18 protein-coding genes are annotated in these 16,990 nt (G+C 67.7%); 4 read left to right on the top strand and 14 right to left on the bottom strand.

The genetic code is table 11. The features are described from left to right. Nucleotides 1–247 precede the first annotated feature (247 nt). From FHS97_RS17075 to hisS, 5 genes are all read right to left on the bottom strand, one after another. Nucleotides 248–688 carry a CBS domain-containing protein gene (locus tag FHS97_RS17075; RefSeq protein WP_184041012.1) on the bottom strand — a complete coding sequence of 147 codons (441 nt, stop codon included), beginning with the start codon at nt 686–688 and terminating at the stop codon, nt 248–250. Between the two features lie 144 nt (nt 689–832). After that, nucleotides 833–1,648: a DUF4167 domain-containing protein gene (locus FHS97_RS17070; protein ID WP_184041009.1), complete on the bottom strand. Its 816-nt coding sequence runs from the start codon at nt 1,646–1,648 to the stop codon at nt 833–835. A gap of 247 nt (nt 1,649–1,895) precedes the next feature. After that, nucleotides 1,896–2,717 (bottom strand): peptide chain release factor N(5)-glutamine methyltransferase, encoded by an 822-nt coding sequence (gene prmC, locus FHS97_RS17065; RefSeq protein WP_184041006.1) that lies wholly within the window; start codon nt 2,715–2,717, stop codon nt 1,896–1,898. A 758-nt stretch (nt 2,718–3,475) separates the two neighbouring features. Further along, nucleotides 3,476–4,552, bottom strand: a complete 1,077-nt coding sequence (prfA, locus tag FHS97_RS17060) for a peptide chain release factor 1 (protein ID WP_184041003.1) — start codon at nt 4,550–4,552, stop codon at nt 3,476–3,478. A 151-nt stretch (nt 4,553–4,703) separates the two neighbouring features. After that, nucleotides 4,704–5,975 (bottom strand): histidine--tRNA ligase, encoded by a 1,272-nt coding sequence (hisS, locus tag FHS97_RS17055; RefSeq protein ID WP_184041000.1) that lies wholly within the window; start codon nt 5,973–5,975, stop codon nt 4,704–4,706. A 52-nt stretch (nt 5,976–6,027) separates the two neighbouring features. Between hisS and FHS97_RS17050 the strand changes: the two genes are divergently transcribed. The 3 genes from FHS97_RS17050 to ppa all read left to right on the top strand — a co-directional run bounded on the left by FHS97_RS17050 (nt 6,028) and on the right by ppa (nt 9,283). After that, a complete protein-coding gene (locus FHS97_RS17050) occupies nt 6,028–6,678 on the top strand; it encodes a DUF1345 domain-containing protein (RefSeq protein WP_184040997.1) in 651 nt (216 codons plus the stop codon). Nucleotides 6,679–6,748: 70 nt separating this feature from the next. Next, nucleotides 6,749–8,671 carry a M61 family metallopeptidase gene (locus FHS97_RS17045; RefSeq protein WP_184040994.1) on the top strand — a complete coding sequence of 641 codons (1,923 nt, stop codon included), beginning with the start codon at nt 6,749–6,751 and terminating at the stop codon, nt 8,669–8,671. A 33-nt stretch (nt 8,672–8,704) separates the two neighbouring features. Beyond that, nucleotides 8,705–9,283, top strand: a complete 579-nt coding sequence (ppa, locus tag FHS97_RS17040) for an inorganic diphosphatase (RefSeq protein WP_184040991.1) — start codon at nt 8,705–8,707, stop codon at nt 9,281–9,283. A gap of 117 nt (nt 9,284–9,400) precedes the next feature. Here ppa and FHS97_RS17035 read toward each other — a convergent pair whose 3' ends face one another. The 7 genes from FHS97_RS17035 to ispG all read right to left on the bottom strand — a co-directional run bounded on the left by FHS97_RS17035 (nt 9,401) and on the right by ispG (nt 13,440). Continuing rightward, on the bottom strand, nt 9,401–9,760 hold the full coding sequence (locus FHS97_RS17035; protein WP_184040988.1) for a TfoX/Sxy family protein: 360 nt from the start codon (nt 9,758–9,760) through the stop codon (nt 9,401–9,403). A 4-nt stretch (nt 9,761–9,764) separates the two neighbouring features. Next, nucleotides 9,765–10,085 (bottom strand): DMT family transporter, encoded by a 321-nt coding sequence (locus FHS97_RS17030; RefSeq protein ID WP_184040985.1) that lies wholly within the window; start codon nt 10,083–10,085, stop codon nt 9,765–9,767. After that, the gene (locus FHS97_RS17025; RefSeq protein ID WP_184040982.1) at nt 10,085–10,567 is read right to left on the bottom strand and encodes a GNAT family N-acetyltransferase; all 483 of its coding nucleotides are present in this window, start codon (nt 10,565–10,567) and stop codon (nt 10,085–10,087) included. The genes FHS97_RS17030 and FHS97_RS17025 overlap by 1 nt, the downstream gene beginning before the upstream one ends. Nucleotides 10,568–10,715: 148 nt before the next feature. After that, nucleotides 10,716–11,618 carry a DMT family transporter gene (locus FHS97_RS17020; protein ID WP_184040979.1) on the bottom strand — a complete coding sequence of 301 codons (903 nt, stop codon included), beginning with the start codon at nt 11,616–11,618 and terminating at the stop codon, nt 10,716–10,718. A gap of 3 nt (nt 11,619–11,621) precedes the next feature. Continuing rightward, nucleotides 11,622–11,789 carry an AbrB/MazE/SpoVT family DNA-binding domain-containing protein gene (locus FHS97_RS17015; RefSeq protein WP_184040976.1) on the bottom strand — a complete coding sequence of 56 codons (168 nt, stop codon included), beginning with the start codon at nt 11,787–11,789 and terminating at the stop codon, nt 11,622–11,624. Further along, complete coding sequence (locus FHS97_RS17010) at nt 11,774–12,310, bottom strand: hypothetical protein (protein ID WP_184040973.1); 537 nt, start codon at nt 12,308–12,310, stop codon at nt 11,774–11,776. Before FHS97_RS17010 ends, FHS97_RS17015 begins: the two co-directional genes overlap by 16 nt. Before the next feature lie 5 nt (nt 12,311–12,315). Beyond that, nucleotides 12,316–13,440, bottom strand: coding sequence for a flavodoxin-dependent (E)-4-hydroxy-3-methylbut-2-enyl-diphosphate synthase (gene ispG, locus FHS97_RS17005; protein WP_184040968.1), 1,125 nt, complete (start codon nt 13,438–13,440; stop codon nt 12,316–12,318). A 72-nt stretch (nt 13,441–13,512) separates the two neighbouring features. Between ispG and FHS97_RS17000 the strand changes: the two genes are divergently transcribed. Next, complete coding sequence (locus FHS97_RS17000) at nt 13,513–14,679, top strand: acyltransferase family protein (RefSeq protein ID WP_184040965.1); 1,167 nt, start codon at nt 13,513–13,515, stop codon at nt 14,677–14,679. A gap of 113 nt (nt 14,680–14,792) precedes the next feature. Here the strand turns inward: FHS97_RS17000 and FHS97_RS16995 are convergent, their stop codons facing one another. Beyond that, the gene (locus FHS97_RS16995) at nt 14,793–15,695 is read right to left on the bottom strand and encodes a flagellar motor protein MotB (protein ID WP_184040962.1); all 903 of its coding nucleotides are present in this window, start codon (nt 15,693–15,695) and stop codon (nt 14,793–14,795) included. Nucleotides 15,696–15,827: 132 nt separating this feature from the next. Beyond that, nucleotides 15,828–16,691, bottom strand: a complete 864-nt coding sequence (gene motA / locus FHS97_RS16990) for a flagellar motor stator protein MotA (protein ID WP_184040959.1) — start codon at nt 16,689–16,691, stop codon at nt 15,828–15,830. Nucleotides 16,692–16,990: the final 299 nt, after the last annotated feature.

Here is a 16,990-nt window from a genome sequence, read left to right as displayed (position 1 = left end):
CCCGCCGACAGCAAACCGGACAATCGATCAATCCCGCTATCCCTAGCGAAAGACCGCTGTCCGTCGATGTGGCGACCGTCAGAACCGCGCCCTCAGTAGGTGCGCCCCGTCGGTGAACAGCCCTCTAGGCGCATGCCGCGGGTCCGTCAAACACTTTTTGCAATTTTATGTCGGCGACGACGGAACACCCCGGAAAACAGCCGATTTATCGCGGCTCCTCTGTCTTCGGCCCGTCACGAATCGCGGATCACGCCTGCTGGATGTAGTCGCGCATCGCGGCGGCATCGGCTTCGATCCGGTCGATGCGGTGTTTGACGAGGTCGCCGATCGAGACGATCCCGATCAATCGACCGTGCTCGACCACCGGCAGATGCCGGATCCGGCGGTGCGTCATCAACGACAGGGCAGCAAGGATCGAATCGTCGCGCGCAGCGGTGAGTGGTTCGGTGGTCATCACCGAGCCCACCGGGGTCGCGAGCAGTGCAGCCGCATCGCCCTCGGCCTCGGCAAGCAAGCGGATCATGTCGCGCTCGGAGAAGATACCGCGCACAGCGTCGTCGTGGCCGACCACCGGGACCGCACCGATGCGGTGTCGCGCGAGCATCGCGATGGCCTGGGACAAGGGATGGTCGCTCGGGATCGAGACGACGTCCGTCCCCTTCTGCGCGAGAATGGCTGCGATCGTCATGATCCCCTCCGATGCTGTCCGCGATCTATCGTCGCCCGACCATCATCCTCTCTTCGCGCGCAAAAACAAGCACTGCCGAACATGACGACGGCCGGCGTTCCCGATCGGGAACGCCGGCCGTGCATCGCCACGCAGCGCGTCGGCTTATTCGGCTGCGGCCGCCTCGGCGGGCGTGGCGCGGACGCGGCGGCGACGCGGCTTGGGCGCCTCGCCTTCCTCACCTGCGATCGGCTCGGCGGTGGTGCCCAGCGCCGGCGGGAGGCGATCAGCGTCGAATGCCGGCGCCTGTTCGGCGGGCGACGCAGCCTCCTCTCGCGGCTTGCGGGCGCGACGGCGACGCGGCGCGGCGTCCTCCTCGCTGGCCGCAACGGTCACATCGGGCTCCGAGGCAACGACATGTTCGGGCTGCTGCTCGACATAGGCCGGACGGTTGTCGCGCTGTCGCTCGCCGCGCGGGCGATCGTCACGCTGACGATCTTCACGGGGACGATCTTCACGGGGACGATCTTCACGGGGACGATCGTCGCGCTGCTGCGCACGCTGGTCGCGGAAGCGCTCGCCACGCCCGCCACTCTCGGACTCGCTGGCGCGCGGCTGCTCCTCGGCGCGGATCGCATCGCCCTCGTCGCCGAAATCGTCGCCGTCGTCGAACTGATCGAAGTCGTCGCGCTGGCGGCGCATCGGCTGCTGGTCGTCCGACCGGCCGCGCTGGTCCGCGAGGACACGGAAATAATGATCCGCGAACTGCAGATAATATTCGGTGTTGACGCGATCACCCGCCATCTGCGCGTCGCGGGCCATGTTCTTGTATTTCTCGAGCAGTTGCGCGGCATTGCCCCGCGCGCGACTGTCGATCCGGTTGCCGCTGTCACGCTGTCCATGGCCGCCGCCGCCACCCTGACGCTGCTGCTGGCCACCACCACGGCCGCGACGGCGACCGTTCTGACGGTTGTTGATCAATTCACTGTCCTCGTCCTGGAACCAAAACCGGCATTCGCTCCCGATGCACGGGTTGCAATCGTTCCCCGGCGCCGCGACCTGTTCGGTAACGCGGGCCTGCCATGGCCACCGGACTGCAGCGGCTGATGACGAAGGGAGGGCAGGCGCGCCATCCAACGCATGTCGGTGAGTTCGCGAGCCCCTGCGCCGTCTCTAGACGCGCGGCCGTCGTTCTCAAAGCAAAATATTGGGCGTCGCCCCGCCAAATTCAAGGCGTGACCACCAGACAGCGATCGCGATCACCCAGATCGCGGCGCAATATGACCGACAAGCCCGCCGCGCGGAACAAGGCTGCGGCGGATTGCCCCTGCGTCGCGCCGATCTCCACGCACGCTACGCCCCCGGGGGTGAGCAGCGCCGGCAGCTGCACGGCGATGCGGCGGTAATCGTCGAGTCCGTCGCTGCCGGCGAACAGCGCCGCGGCGGGTTCGTAGCGCGCCACCTCGTCGGGGAGCGCCGCGTCGCTCTCGATATAGGGCGGGTTGGCGAGGACGAGGTCGAAGGTATCGGTGATGCGGTCGGCCCAATCGCCGGCGGTGAAGCGCGCGCGGCCGGCGCTCCCGAGCGCGGCGGCGTTGCGGCGGGCATAGTCGAGCGCGACCGGCGAAGCGTCGACGCCCTGCCCGGTCGCCATCGGCCATTGATCGAGCGCCGCGAGCAGCAGCGTCCCCGGCCCGGTGCCGAGATCGAGGATGCGGCGCGGCCCGGCCGTGCCCGCGAAATGATCGACCGCGGCCTCGATCAGCGTCTCGCTGTCGGCGCGCGGGATGAGGACGCCGGGACCGACCAGCAGGTCTATCGTCCAGAAGGCGCGGGTGCCGGTGAGATAGGCGACCGGCTCGTGGCGCGCGCGGCGGTCGACGAGTTCGGCAAAGGCGGGCGGGACATCGTGGTCGGCGAGCGTGAGCAGCAGTCGCTGCCGGTCGACCCCGAGCGCATGGGCGAGCAACAGCTCGGCGTCGAGCCGCGCGGTCGGCGAGAAGGCGAAGCGCGCGGCGGCGTCGCGGAGGGCGTCCCGGGCGGCGGTCATGCGGCGGTGACCCGCGCGAATGTTGCGAATGTTGAGACGCTGGCGGGGTGTCTCAACATTTGGGGCTCGGGGTGTGCGGTGGTGGCGCGGACGGCCGGGAGAGGACCGTCCTGTAGATAGAAAGCCGTTATACCAAACACTTCCGTCACCCCGGCCTTGAGCCGGAGTTCCGCTTTTGCTTCGGTCGGCAAGAAGCGGGGTCCCGGCTCAAGGCCGGGGCGACGGTGGTTTGGTGTGGCTCCCGGTTCGCCCCCGATGCGAGCGCCGCGCGCGAATGTTGTGAACGTTGAGACGGTGGCGCGGTGTCTCGACATTCGCGGCGCGACCGTCATTGCGAGCGTAGCGACGCAATCCAGAGCGTCCGGGTGACAACCCTGGATTGCTTCGCTGCGCTCGCAATGACGATGTGGCATGGGCGGGACCAGTCTGGTGAAGATGAAGGAGAATAGCTTGAGATCGCGGCTGTAGGACAGCGCCGCGGCAAAGCCGCGTCGTCGGTCGGGGCGCTGCCCCGCCGGCCGCGCTGGGCTGAGTCCTGTCGCAACGTGCGACAGGCCAGCCTGTGCGTAGCGCCGCGGCAACGCCGCATCGTCGGCCGGGGCGCTGGCCCGCCGGCAGCACTTGGTTGAGCCCTGTCGCAGCGCGCGACGGGCAATCTGCGCGTAGCGCCGCGGCAAAGCCGCGTCGTCGGTCGGGTGGCTGGAGCCACCCGCCGGCCGGGCTTGCGCGAGTCTTGCCGCGGCACGCGACAAGCCGCGCTACGCCTCAAGCGTCGCCAACCGCTCTGCCTCGTCCTCGGAAATCAACGCGCCGATCAGCTCGTCCATCTCGCCCGCCAGTATCTCCGGCAAACGGTGGAGCGTCAGGTTGATCCGGTGGTCGGTCACTCGCCCCTGCGGGAAATTGTACGTGCGGATCCGCTCCGACCGGTCGCCCGAGCCGACCATCGCCTTGCGCGTGCCCGAGCGTTCCGCCGCCAGCCGCTCGCGCTCCGCCTCGTAGAGCCGCGTCCGCAACACCTTGAGCGCCTTGGCCTTGTTCTTGTGCTGCGACTTTTCGTCCTGCTGGATCACCACCAGCCCGGTCGGCAAGTGCGTGATGCGCACCGCCGAGTCGGTAGTGTTGACCGACTGCCCGCCCGGCCCCGACGAACGATAGACGTCGATGCGCAGATCCTTCGCCTCGTCGATCTGGACGTCGACGTCCTCGGCTTCGGGCAGCACCGCGACGGTCGCCGCCGAAGTGTGGATGCGGCCGCCGCTTTCGGTCGCAGGGACGCGCTGGACGCGGTGGACGCCGCTCTCGAACTTGAGTTTGGCGAACACGCCCGTGCCGGTGACGCTGGCGACGACTTCCTTGTAACCGCCCGCATCGCTGTCGGAGCCGGAGATCAATTCGACGCGCCAGCCCTGCCGCTCGGCATAACGCTGGTACATGCGGAACAGATCGCCCGCGAACAGCGCCGCCTCGTCACCGCCGGTGCCGGCGCGGACCTCGAGCATCGCCGAGCGTTGGTCGGCGGCGTCGCGCGGGAGCAGCGCCAGCGCGAGCTTGCGGTCGGCGGCGTCGAGCGCGGCGCGGTTGTCGCGCAATTCCTCCTCGGCCATCGCACGCAGCTCGGCGTCGGCGTCGCCGGCCATGAAGGCGAGGCTTTCGGCCTCCTGCCGGAGCCGACGCACCTCGCTGGCGGCCTGCGCGACGGGTTCGAGTTCGGCATATTCCTTCGACACCGCGACGAAGCGATCGCCGTCGAGACTGCCGGTCGCCATCTGCGCGGCAAGCTCGTCGCGGCGCGCCTCAATCTGGCGGATGCGGTCGATCGAGATGCTGGTCATGGGCGCGCCTCGATCGTCACCACGGACTTGATCCGGAATCCCGCTTTTGCCGCGACGTTGGAGAGGAAGCGGGGCCCCGGCTCAAGGCCGGGGCGACGGGAGGGGAGCGGAGTCACGCCACTGTTGCAAACGCGACCGATCAAGTTGGTGGTCATTCGGCTAGCGGGCTCATTCCAAGAACAGCACGAATTCTGCCATTCAGTTCTTCATGCCGGTCGAGTTCGCCACCTGTCAGCATGTTTTTCACCGAAATGCGGATCGATGGTTCTCGGTCCCGAGTGAACACCAAAAATGCTGATGGATTGCTCTTGGCAGCCTTGTCATACCGTTTCTTCGGGGAGCCCGTCGCCACCAACTCTCCGGAGAACCCAGCCCGCCGCAATCTTGCAAGCGCGTTGATAGCGATGGGAAGGGCAGCATCGTCCTCTACGACAACGGCTACATCAGGCCGGGTCGCCGCCGGTTCCTCCAGCAGCATCGCCAGCCGCTCGACGCCCGCCGCCCAGCCGACGCCCGCGGTCGCGGGGCCGCCGAGGCTCTCGACCAGCCCGTCATAGCGCCCGCCGGCCAGCACCGTACCCTGCGCGCCGAGCCGGTCGGTGACGAACTCGAACGCGGTGTGCCGGTAATAATCGAGCCCGCGCACCAGCCGCTCGTTGCGGGTCCAGCGCACCCCGGCGGCGTCGAGGCCCTTCTGCACGCTCGCGAAGAACGCACCGGCCTCGGCGCTCATATAGGCGTCGATGCCCGGCGCGGCGTCGGCGATCGGGCGGTCGCGCGGGTCCTTGCTGTCGAGGATGCGCAGCGGGTTCTTGTCGAGCCGCGTCAGGCTGTCTTCGGACAGCTCGCCGCGATGCGCCTCGAAATGCGCCACCAAGGCATCGCGCCACGCGTCGCGGGTCGCGGCATCGCCGAGCGTGTTGAGTTGCAGCGTCACGCCCTCGGCGACGCCCAATTCCTGCAACAGCTGGTCGGCGAGCGTCAGCAATTCGACGTCCGCCGCCGGCTCGGGCGCGCCGAGCACCTCGGCGTCAATCTGGTGGAACTGGCGATAGCGGCCCTTTTGCGGGCGCTCGTAGCGGAACACCGCGCCGCTGGTGACCAGCTTGAGCGGCGCGAACTGCTGCCAGCCGTTGGTGATATAGGCGCGCGCGATCCCGGCGGTGAATTCGGGGCGCAGCGTCAGCAGGTCGTCGCCCTTGTCGGGGAAGGTGTACATTTCCTTGGAGACGACGTCGGTAGTCTCGCCGATCGAGCGCGCGAAGACCTGCGTGTCCTCGAACACCGGCACCTCGACGCGTTCGAAGCAATAGAGCCGGCGGACGCGATCGAAGGTGTCGAGCACGTGCGCGAAGCGGCGCTGCTCGTCGCGGAAGATGTCCTGCGTGCCGCGCACGCGCTGCGGGGTGGGAATACGGGCCATAAGAAGGTGCGCATCTAGTCGCGGACGCTGCCGCGCGCTAGCGGCTGTTCGCATGGATCATCACGCGCGCTGGTGGGGACTGGGACGGCGGATCGCACCGCCGCGCTTCGTGCTGTTCGCGGTGGTGCTGGCGGTGGCTGTCGCGGCGCTGTGGCCGATGCTAGGCAAGGGCCGCGCGGCGATGGCGGGGTTCGATGTCGCGGCGATCGTCTTCCTGCTGAGCATTATCCGGCTGCCGCGCCACGACAGCCCGGCACAGATGCGCGTCGTCGCGCAGGCCAATGACGCCAACCGCACGCTGCTGCTCGCGATCACCGCGGCGGTGATGCTGGTGATCCTGACCGCGGTGCACGAGGAATTGCAGGGGCGGCAGAGCGATCCGACGCGGTTGCTGGTGATCGTCACGCTCGCGCTGGCGTGGCTGTTCTCGAACATGGTCTATGCGCTGCATTATGCGCATTTGTTCTATATGCCCGGCAACGACGGGAAGGATGCCGGGGGGATCGACTTTCCGGGGACCGAGACGCCCGATTACTGGGATTTCGTCTATTTCAGCTACACGCTGGGCATGACCTTCCAGACCTCCGACGTGACGATCCGCTCGGGGACGGTGCGGCGCGCGGTGCTGGGGCAGTGCCTCGCGGGGTTCGTGTTCAATCTCGGGGTGATCGCGTTCAGCATCAACGTGCTCGGCGCGAACTGACGGCGGGGGCTGGACGCGGGCGGCGCGGGCTGATTAACCGGGTCAGTCACGCTGTCCTTTGGGAGCCCCGATGATCGCCCGTTTCGCGTCCGCCGCCCTTCTCGCCTCCGTCGCCCTCACCCCGCTCGCCGCGCAGGTGCCCGCCGGCAACAGCGCGCCGCAGCCGGTGCCGTTCACCGACACGATCCCCGCCGCGCGCGACGTGCGCTTCCCCGGCACGATCAAGCTGAACGTCGACGCCAGCGATCCCTCGCAGGGGATCTTCCGCGTCACCGAGACGATCCCGGTGCCGCAGAGCGGGCATATGGTACTGCTGTTCCCGAAGTGGCTGCCCGGCGCGCACAGCCCGCGCGGCGAGATCGAGAAGCTGGCCGGGCTGATCATCACCGCCAACGGCAAGCGCGTGGAGTGGACGCGCGACCCGGTCGACGTCTTCGCCTTCCATATCGACGTGCCGACGGGCGCGAAGACGATCGAGGCGAAGTTCCAGTTCATCTCGGCGACGCAGGGCAATCAGGGTCGGATCGTGATGACCCCGACGATGATCTCGCTCCAGCCCAATTCGGTCAGCCTCTATCCGGCCGGCTATTTCACGCGGCAGATCCCGATCCAGATGACGGTGAAATACCCGGACGGCTGGAGCGCGGCGGGCGCGGTGCCGGCCAAGAAGGCGGGGTCGACCTACACGTACGACACCACCAATTACGAGGTGCTGGTAGATTCGCCGGTGCTGGCGGGCAAGTACGGCAAGGTCTGGCCGCTGTCCCCGCGCGTCAACCTGAACGTCTTCGCCGACGATCCTGCCGAGCTGGCCGCCACCCCCGAGCAGATCGCCGGGCACCAGCGGCTGGTCGAGCAGGCGGTGAAGACGTTCGGCGCGCAGCATTACGACAAATACGAATTCCTGCTGTCGATCACCGACAAATTGGGCGGGATCGGGCTGGAGCATCACCGTTCGAGCGAGAATGGCGTGACGCCGGGCTATTTCACCAAGTGGAACGACGGCCCCGGCCGCCGCAACCTGCTGCCGCACGAGTTCACGCACAGCTGGGACGGCAAGTTCCGGCGCGGCGCGGACCTGTGGACCCCCGACTTCCGCACGCCGATGCGCGGGTCGCTGCTATGGGTCTATGAAGGGCAGACGCAATTCTGGGGCTATGTTCTCCAGGCGCGTTCGGGGCTGGTGAGCAAGCAGGACACGCTCGACCAATATGCCGCGATCATGGCGCTCTACGACAGCCAGCCCGCGCGGCAGTGGCGCGCGCTGGTCGACACCACCAACGACCCGGTGATCTCGCAGCGTCGGCCGAAGGGCTGGACCAGCTGGCAGCGCAGCGAGGACTATTACAACGAGGGCCTGCTCGTCTGGATGGACGTCGACTCGCTGCTGCGCGAGAAATCGGGCGGCGCGAAGTCGATCGACGACTTCGCCAGGGCGTTCTTCGGCATCCGCGACGGCGACTGGGGCGAGGTGACCTATACGATCGACGATGTCGCGAAGACGCTCAACGGGATCGTGCCGTTCGACTGGGCCGGCTATTTGCACCGCCGGCTGACCGAACATGCCGCGGGCGCGCCGATCGACGGATTTGCGCGCAACGGCTATCAATTGTCCTATAGCGAGACGCCGACGTCGTCGTTCAAGGCCGCCGAAGCCGCGTCCAAGTCCACCAACCTGACCTATTCGGGCGGGCTGGTGCTCGACTCCGCGGGAACGCTGACCAGCGTCACCTGGGACAGCCCCGCCTTCAAGGCGGGCTTCACGGTGGGCGACCAGATCGTCGCGGTCGATGGCGAGGCGTATAGCGCCGACAAACTGAAGGCCGCGATCACCGCCGCAAAGGGCACGAAGACCGCCATTCCGTTGACGGTGAAGCAGGGCGACCGCTTCCGCAGTGCAGCACTCGACTATCATAATGGCTTGCGTTACCCGCGCCTTCAGAAGATCGGCACCGGGGAAACCGGTCTCGATCGTCTTCTTGCGCCCCGCTGATCCGGGGCGTTCGCACCTCAAGAGGGGAAGAGAATGCGTATCGACCTGATCCCGGTGGGCAAGAACCCGCCCGACGACCTGAACGTGGTGATCGAGGTGCCGACCGGCGGCGAGCCGGTGAAGTATGAGTTCGACAAGGCATCGGGCGCGTTGTTCGTCGACCGCATCCTGCACACGCCGATGCGCTACCCCGCGAACTACGGCTTCGTGCCGCACACGCTGTCGCCGGACGGCGATCCGCTCGACGCACTGGTGATCGCGCGCTCGCCGTTCATCCCGGGCTGCGTCGTCCGTGCGCGCCCGATCGCGGTGCTGAACCTCGAGGACGAGGCCGGCGGCGACGAGAAGCTGGTGTGCGTCCCGGTTGATGCGGTGTTCCCGTATTACTCGAATGTCGATGGCCGCGCCGACGTGCCGGAGATCGTGTTCGAGCAGATCGAGCACTTCTTCACGCACTACAAGGACCTCGAAAAGAAGAAGTGGGTCCGAGTCGGCGTCTGGGGCGACCGCGACGAAGCGCGCCGCATCACGCTGGAAGCGATCGAGCGCTACAACGCCGCCAAGGCACAGGGCGAGGAACCGCACGATCACGACGTGCCGGGGCGCGACTGATATCTACTCCCTCTCCCCTCTGGGGAGAGGGTTGGGGTGAGGGGTCGGGGTCTCACCGAGACGGATTTCTCTGCGAGGCACCTGCCCCTCACCCAAACCTCTCCCAGAGGGAGAGGACTAAACGTTTTTCCTCTTTTTCTTCACCGGCGCCCTCCGTCCAGCGGCGACACCAAGCAGCGCCCATTCGCGCAGCGCCTGGCCATCGTCGTAGCAATCCGCGGGCGCGCGCCGATAGTTCATCGACGCCACCGTCCCGTCACCGCGTTCATAGGTGAAGCGCGCGCAATCGGCCGCGTCCCATGCCGCATCGCTCTCGGCATCGCTCTTGAACCACAGGCTGCCGTCGCCATCGACGATCGCGAAGACCGTTCCGTCTAGGTACAGCGTCGCGCCGCCCATCATCCGGCGGTGCGTGACGCTGCCGTCCGCCGCCAGTGCCTCCGCGACCCAGTCGATCAGGCCCTGATCCAGCGCCATCGCCTCACTGCCCCGCGGTCAGCTTGAGCCCGGCGATACACCCGACCGCGCCGAGGATCAGCAACAGCCGCATCGGCGTCGCCGCCTCGCCATAGAAGAAGATGCCGGTCAGGACGGTGCCGAGCGCGCCGATCCCGGTCCATACCGCATAGGCGGTGCCCATCGGGATGCTGCGCGCGGCGATCTCCAGCAGCAGCATCGACATCGACACCGAGGCGAGGAAGGCGAGCGTCCAGCCGAGGTGCCGGAAGCCGTCGGCGTTGCGCAGGCAGGTGGTGAAGCCGACCTCGAACAGCCCGCCGACGATCAGCCAGACCCACGCCATCAGCCGCGTCCCGCCAGCGCCAGCAACGCCGCGCCGTCGACGCGCTGCACGGTCCATTCGTCCTGCGCGACCGCGCCCTTTGCGCGATAGAAGTCGATCGCGGGGGTGTTCCAGTCGAGCACCCACCATTCGAAACGCGCATAGCCCCGGTCGACCGCGATCCCGGCCAGCGCCTTCAGCAGCGCCGCCCCCACGCCCTGCCCGCGTGCTTCCGGCGCGATGTAGAGGTCGTCGAGCCAGAGGCCGCGCTTGCCGGTCCAGGTCGAGAAGGTGAGATAGAAGATCGCGAAGCCGACCGCGTGGCCGTCGAGATCGGCGATCAGCGCCTCGGCGGCGGGCTGCGCGCCGAACAAGGCGTCGTGGAGCATCGGTTCGGTCGCCTCGACCGCGTCCGGCGCTTTCTCGAACGCAGCGAGATCGCGGACGAAGCCGAGCATCGTCGGGACGTCGGCGGGCGTGGCGGGGCGGATCGTGAGCGTCATGCGCGTGGGTCTAGCGCGTCGTGATGAACTGCCCAACCTTCGTCCACTGTCTTGCCGTCATTCCCGCGCAGGCGGGAATCCAGAACCTCGGACGTTTCGCTTCTATCGACGGGCCTGCGCGTCTGGATTCCCGCCTACGGATGAGTCGTCACGCCGCCCCTTCCAGCGCCCCCTGCGGCACCGCCGGCCGTCGCGCCGCGTACAGGCACGCCGCGACGATCACGCCCGCCCCCGCCAGCGTCGTCGGCGCGACCCGCTCGCCGAAGCACAGCCAGCCCAGCACCGCGGCATAGACGAACGACGTATATTCGGTGGTCGCCAGAAACCCGGCCTCGGCATGCGCATAGGCCCAGCCGAGCAGGAACAGCGAGCCGGTCGCGAGCAGCGCGGCGACCGCGATCTTCCCCCACGCCCCGGGCGGCGGCAGCATCGCCAGCCACGGCGCGGCGCACAGCAAAAGCGTCGCGGTGACCGCCGACTGGACGAAGGCGATCTCACGCGGACTTGCTGCCTGGCTCTGGAGCCGCGCGACGATCAGGTTGGCGGCGTAAAGGATCGCCGAGGCGAGGATCGCGACGGCGCCGGCCAACGCTTCCGGCCCGAGCGTCATCCGCGTCTGCCCGGCGAGGATCACCGCCACGCCCGCCAGCGCGGCGACCGACGCCCCGACCAGCCGCGCGCCGACGCGCTCGCCGAGCAACCACGCGCCGAGCAGCAGCGCAAGCAGCGGCGCGATGTAGGTCAGCGCGATCGCCTGCGCCATCGGCACGCGCGCCAGCCCCCAGAAGAACAACAGCGCCATTGCGGTGGTCAGCGTGCCGCGCGCCAGATGCAGCCTGAGCGCACGCGCGCCGATCCGTCGCCCACCACCGGCCCGCCACGCCACGCCGCCGATCGCGCTCTGGAGCAGCGTCCGCCACAGCAGCGCGTTGTAGACGCCGATCGCCAGCACCAGCGACTTCATGAACGCGTCCATGACCGAGAACAGCCCGATCCCGCCCGCCGCCACGCCGAGCGCCAGCGCGGGGGAGAGGTGACGCGGGCTGGTCATCGGTCAGTCATGCAGCCCGTCATCGCGCGGATCACGGCGGGCTATACGGATGCCGCCATCGATCATTTCGAGCGTCACCTCGTTGCCCTCTGCCAAGCCGCAAGCGCGCAGCAGATCGGGCGGGATCGTGATCGCGCCATCGGCGGCTACCGTCGTCAGAAGATTTTCCACCATGGCCTCTTGGCGACCGCATCAACGCCCGTGACGACCGTGAAAATCGCGTCGCCGGCCGCATCGTAGCGGTGGCCGGTGATCGCTTCCATGATCGCAACGGGAATATCGAACAGGTGATCGACCTCGCCGCTCTCGTCTTCGCGCTCGCGAGCCCGCGCCGCCGCGACGATCGGCGCGAAAGCAGCCGGCCAATCGCCGGCAAGCTTACCTTCCTCGTCCACGCCGTAGCTGACCGACCAGCGCGCCGCGCCGTCGTCGACGCGCAGATCGGCGGCCATCACGCCTTCATGCGCCATCAGCGTCGCGATCGCCGGGCGCGGCGTCAGGCCGTCCAGACGCCTGCCATCCGCCCAGTCGCAGTCGTTGGCCCAGACGATCGTCCAGCCGTTCGGCAATTGCGCCGCCGAAAGGGGCGCCTCGTTCGCCGCGTCGACCTGCCCGGTGTCGGTCAGCCCCAGCCGCGACAACACCGCGGCCTTGTCGGCCTTCGCCGCCAGCAGGCTGATCCGAAAGCCCATCGCGGTTACGCAGCCGCCAGTTTCGCCGCCGCGTCCGACGCCTCGATCTCCGCCGCCTTCGCCTCGACCAGCCTGACGATATGCTCGATCATGTCGGCATCCTGCACATGGTGGTCGGTGACGCCCGACAGATAGACCATGTGCTTGCCGTTGCCGCCGCCGGTGATGCCGATGTCGGTCTCGCGCGCCTCGCCGGGGCCGTTGACGACGCAGCCGAGCACCGAAAGGCTCATCGGGGTGCGGATATGCTGGAGCCGTTCCTCCAGCGCCTGCACGGTGCGGATCACGTCGAAGCCCTGCCGCGCGCAGCTCGGGCAGCTCACCACGCGCACGCCGCGGTTGCGGATGCCGAGCGCCTTGAGGATCTCGAACCCGACGCGGACTTCCTCCTCCGGCTCGGCCGACAGCGAGACGCGGATCGTGTCGCCGATCCCGAACCACAAGAGCGACCCGAGCCCGATCGACGACTTCACCGTCCCGCCGATCAGCCCGCCGGCCTCGGTGATGCCGAGGTGGAGCGGGCAGTCGGTCGCCTCCGCCAGCCCCTGATAGGCGGCGACCGCGAGGAAGACGTCGGACGCCTTCACCGCAACCTTATATTCGTGGAAGTCGTGGTCCTGCAGCAGCTTGATATGGTCGAGCGCCGATTCGACCAGCGCCTCGGGGCACGGCTCGCCATATTTCTCGAGCAGGTCCTTCTCGAGCGAGCCGGCGTTGACGCCGATGCGGATCGCGCAGCCGTTCGCCTTGGCGGCGCGTACCACCTCGGCGACGCGGTCGGACGAGCCGATGTTGCCCGGGTTGATGCGCAGGCACGCCGCGCCGGCGTCGGCGGCTTCGAGCGCGCGCTTGTAGTGGAAATGGATGTCGGCGACGATCGGCACCTTCGCGGCGCGGACGATCTGGCCGAGCGCCGCGGTGGAGGCGACGTCGGGGCAGCTGACGCGAACGATGTCCGCCCCCGCCTCCTCGCAGCGGCGGATCTGGTCGATCGTCGCGGCGGCATCCTCGGTGGGGGTGTTGGTCATCGTCTGCACGGTGACCGGGGCATCCCCGCCGACGGGGACATTGCCGACCATGATCTGGCGGCTGGGACGACGCGCGATATCGCGCCACGGACGGATCGACATGCGCGCCATATACGCGCACGGCGTGGCAGTTCAAAGTCGCCCGATCGTCCAAGTGATGCTAGGCGCCGGACGATGCAGCGTCATTACGGCCTGGACTGGCTCCGCATCGGGGCGTTCGCGATCCTGATCGTCTATCATGTCGGCATGGTGTTCGTGCCTTGGGACTTCCACGCGAAGCTGCCCGGCGCGTGGTGGGTGGCGGTGCCGATGATGGCGTCGAACCCGTGGCGACTGGCGCTGCTGTTCCTCGTCTCGGGCTATGCGAGCCGTGCGCTGATGCTCCGCAACAAGGCGCCGTGGCGGTTCGCGCGGCAGCGCTCGCTCAGGCTGCTCGTTCCGCTGATCTTCGGCATGGCGGTGATCGTGCCCGTGCAGCCATGGGTCGAGCTGCGCGAGAAATACGGATATGCCGAGAGCTTCGTGCACTTCTGGCTGCACGATTACTTCCGCTTCGGGACGATCGGGCCGCTGTTCCTGCCGGCATGGAACCATTTGTGGTTCGTCGCCTATCTGTGGGTCTACACGCTGGTGCTCGCCCTGGGCGCGTTGCTGCTTCCGTCGTTCGTGCGGCGTGCAATCCAGCGCGGCTTCACATGGACGATGCGCGGCCCGGCGCTGCTGGTCGTGCCGATCGCGTGGATGGTGCTGGTCAGTTTCTGGCTGTTCCCCGGTGCGCGCGAGACGCACGGGCTGATTGACGACGGGGTCGCGCACTTCAGCTATTTCCCGTTCTTCCTGTTCGGCTATGCGCTGGCCTGCGCGCCGCAGACGCTGGCGGCGCTGGTCGCGCGCTGGAAGGCGTCGGCGGTGATCGCGCTGGCGGCCTATGTGGTGGTCGCAGGCGTCGAGATCCGCTGGCCGGGCAGCCGGATGCCCTATCCATGGGGGATCGTCTTCTCGGTGGCGCGCTCGGTCGAGGGCTGGGCGGCGGTCGCGGCGCTGATCGGCTATGCCGACGGCCACTGGAACCGCGACCGGTCGTGGCGGCGGATGCTGACCGAGGCGGTGTTCCCCTTCTACATCGTCCACCAGTCGATCATCGTGCTGGTCGCCTTCTGGCTCGCGCCGCTCGCGCTGCCGGGCGGGGTGGCGTTCGCGGTGCTGGTCGCGGCGACGCTGGCGGGATGCTGGAGCTTCTATCTGGGCGGACGCGCGATCGGGCCGCTGCGCCCGCTGATCGGGTTGCGGCGACATGCGTCGCGGCGCACGCATGTCGATCCGCGGCCGGCGATCGTGTGAGGGCGGTGACCGTCATTCCCGCGCAGGCGGGAATCCAGAACCTCTGACGATCACACTTCTATCGGCAGACCTGCGCGTCTGGATTCCCGCCTGCGCGGGAATGACGAAGGGGTTTACTGCCCGAACGACCCCGCGCGGTAGAGCAGGGTGATCGCGACGCGGCGGTTGCGGGGGTCCTGCGGGTTGTCGGCGATCATCGGTTCGCGGTCCGCCACGCCCTCGATGCGGTTGAAGCGCGCCTCCGGGATCCCGCCCAGCGCCAGCCGGCGGCGCGTCGCCTCGGCGCGGCCCGACGACAGCATCCAGTTGTTCATCGCGCGCGGATCGCCATACGGCAGGCTGTCGGTATAGCCGCGGATCATGATGGGGTTCTGCGTTTCCCGAATCCCCTGCGCGACCAGCCCGATCAGCGCCGAGGCATCGGTGGCGAGCGCGGTGGTGCCGACCGCGAACATCGAATAATCGGCGTCGTCGACCAGATCGATGCGCATCCCGTCGGGCGTCATCGTGAAGCGGATATGCTTGGCGAGCTTCGCCAGCTCGCGCTGCGCGGCGATCTTCTGCATCACCTGCTGGCGCAGCTTGGCGAAATTCTTGACGTCTTCCTTGGCGATCGCGCTCGCGCTGCGCAGCGAGCCCTTCTTGCCGAAGCCCTTGGCCTCGCCGACCGGATCGGCGGTGACCAGCGCCAGCGCGTGCAGGTCCGACGTCCCCGCCTTCGGCCCGATCTTCTCCTTGGAGGTCAGCGATTCGCCGCCGAACATCCCGTTGCCGCCGATCCCGACGCGCTTCTTGTCGATCAGCGTCGGCGCGAAATAATCGGCGATGCCCTTGCGCTGCTTCTCGGTCGTCGCGCCGAGCAGCCACAGCAACAGGAAGAACGCCATCATCGCGGTCACGAAATCGGCATAGGCGACCTTCCACGCGCCGCCGTGATGTCCCCCGGCGACCATGGTGATCTTCTTGACGATGACGATCTTGGGCGGCTCGTTCTTGCCGTGTGGTGCCTTGGCCATCTTACTTGGCTCCTTCGGAGCAGCGGCACCGGCCCGCTCCCCCACCCGACCACCCAGACAGGGTACGATCGTGGGTGGTCGGGTGGGGGAGCGGGCCGGTGCCGATCATCGGCGTGAGCCGATCAAACATCACTACTTACCCCGCAGGCCGTCGAAGACCTCGGCGAAGCCGGGCTGGTTCTTGTGGTCGATCCCCGAGCGCGCCGCCTCGATCACCAGCGGCTGCGGATGGCCGTGGAGCGAGGCGATGATGATCTGCTTGACGACGTGATAGATCGCCGCGTCGGCCGAAATCACCTGCTTGAGCCGTCCCGCGAACGGATTGACGATCCCGTAGGCCAGCAACACACCCATGAAGGTGCCGACCAGCGCCGAGCCGATCATCCCGCCGAGCACCGACGGCGGCTTGTCGATCGAGCCCATCGTCTTCACGATCCCGAGCACCGCCGCGACGATGCCGAGCGCGGGCAGCGCGTCGGCGAGGCTCTGGAGCGTATGCTCCGGTCCCTCGACCTCGTGGTGGTGGGTCTTGATCGCATTGTCCATGACCTCCTCGACCGCATGGACGTCGAGCGTGCCCGACGAAACGACGACCAGCCGCAGCGTGTCGGCGATCAGGTTGACCAATGTATGGTCCTTGAGCAGCTTGGGATATTCGGCGAACACCGCCGAGGACTTCGGGTCCTCGACATGCGGCTCCAGCGCGATCGGCCCTTCCATCCGCAGCATCTTCATCAGCTTGCTGACGAGGAAGATGACGTCGAGATAATCCTGCTTCTTGTACTTCGGCCCCTTGAACACCTTGCCGAGCCCGCCGCCCATCGCCTTCAATTCCTTTCCGGAATTGCCGATGACCAGCGCGCCGGCCGCCGCGCCGCCGATGATGAGCATCTCGTGCGGGATCGCGTGGAACACCGGGCCGAGATTGCCGCCGGTGATGGCGAAGCCGCCGAACACCATGCCGAGGAGGATGACGAGGCCGATGGCCGGGAACATGGCACTTTTCCCCAATAAGCGTGCGGGATGATTCTCGAGGGGAGTGGTTAACCCGACAGCGGTGGAGAAGTGGTTACCGCCGAGGGGTTTATGCGGCGTTTGCCATTGCGGCGACGCTTGTGCGGATTGCCATCGCGCCGCTCATCGGGGCGAGATCGCATAAAATGGAAGCGAGGTTTACCGACGCCGCGCCTTCTTCCGTCACCCCGGACTTGATCCGGGTGTGGATTCACATTCGAAGTGCAACGGGAAGAAGGCCTCAGCGGGGGTTTGGAAGCCGAGGCATTTTCTGGGTGTAT

The sequence above is a fragment of the Sphingomonas endophytica genome, from assembly GCF_014199415.1.
In the GTDB taxonomy this organism is placed as follows: Bacteria; Pseudomonadota; Alphaproteobacteria; order Sphingomonadales; family Sphingomonadaceae; genus Sphingomonas; species Sphingomonas endophytica.
This window is presented reverse-complemented; position numbering and strand designations above follow the sequence as displayed.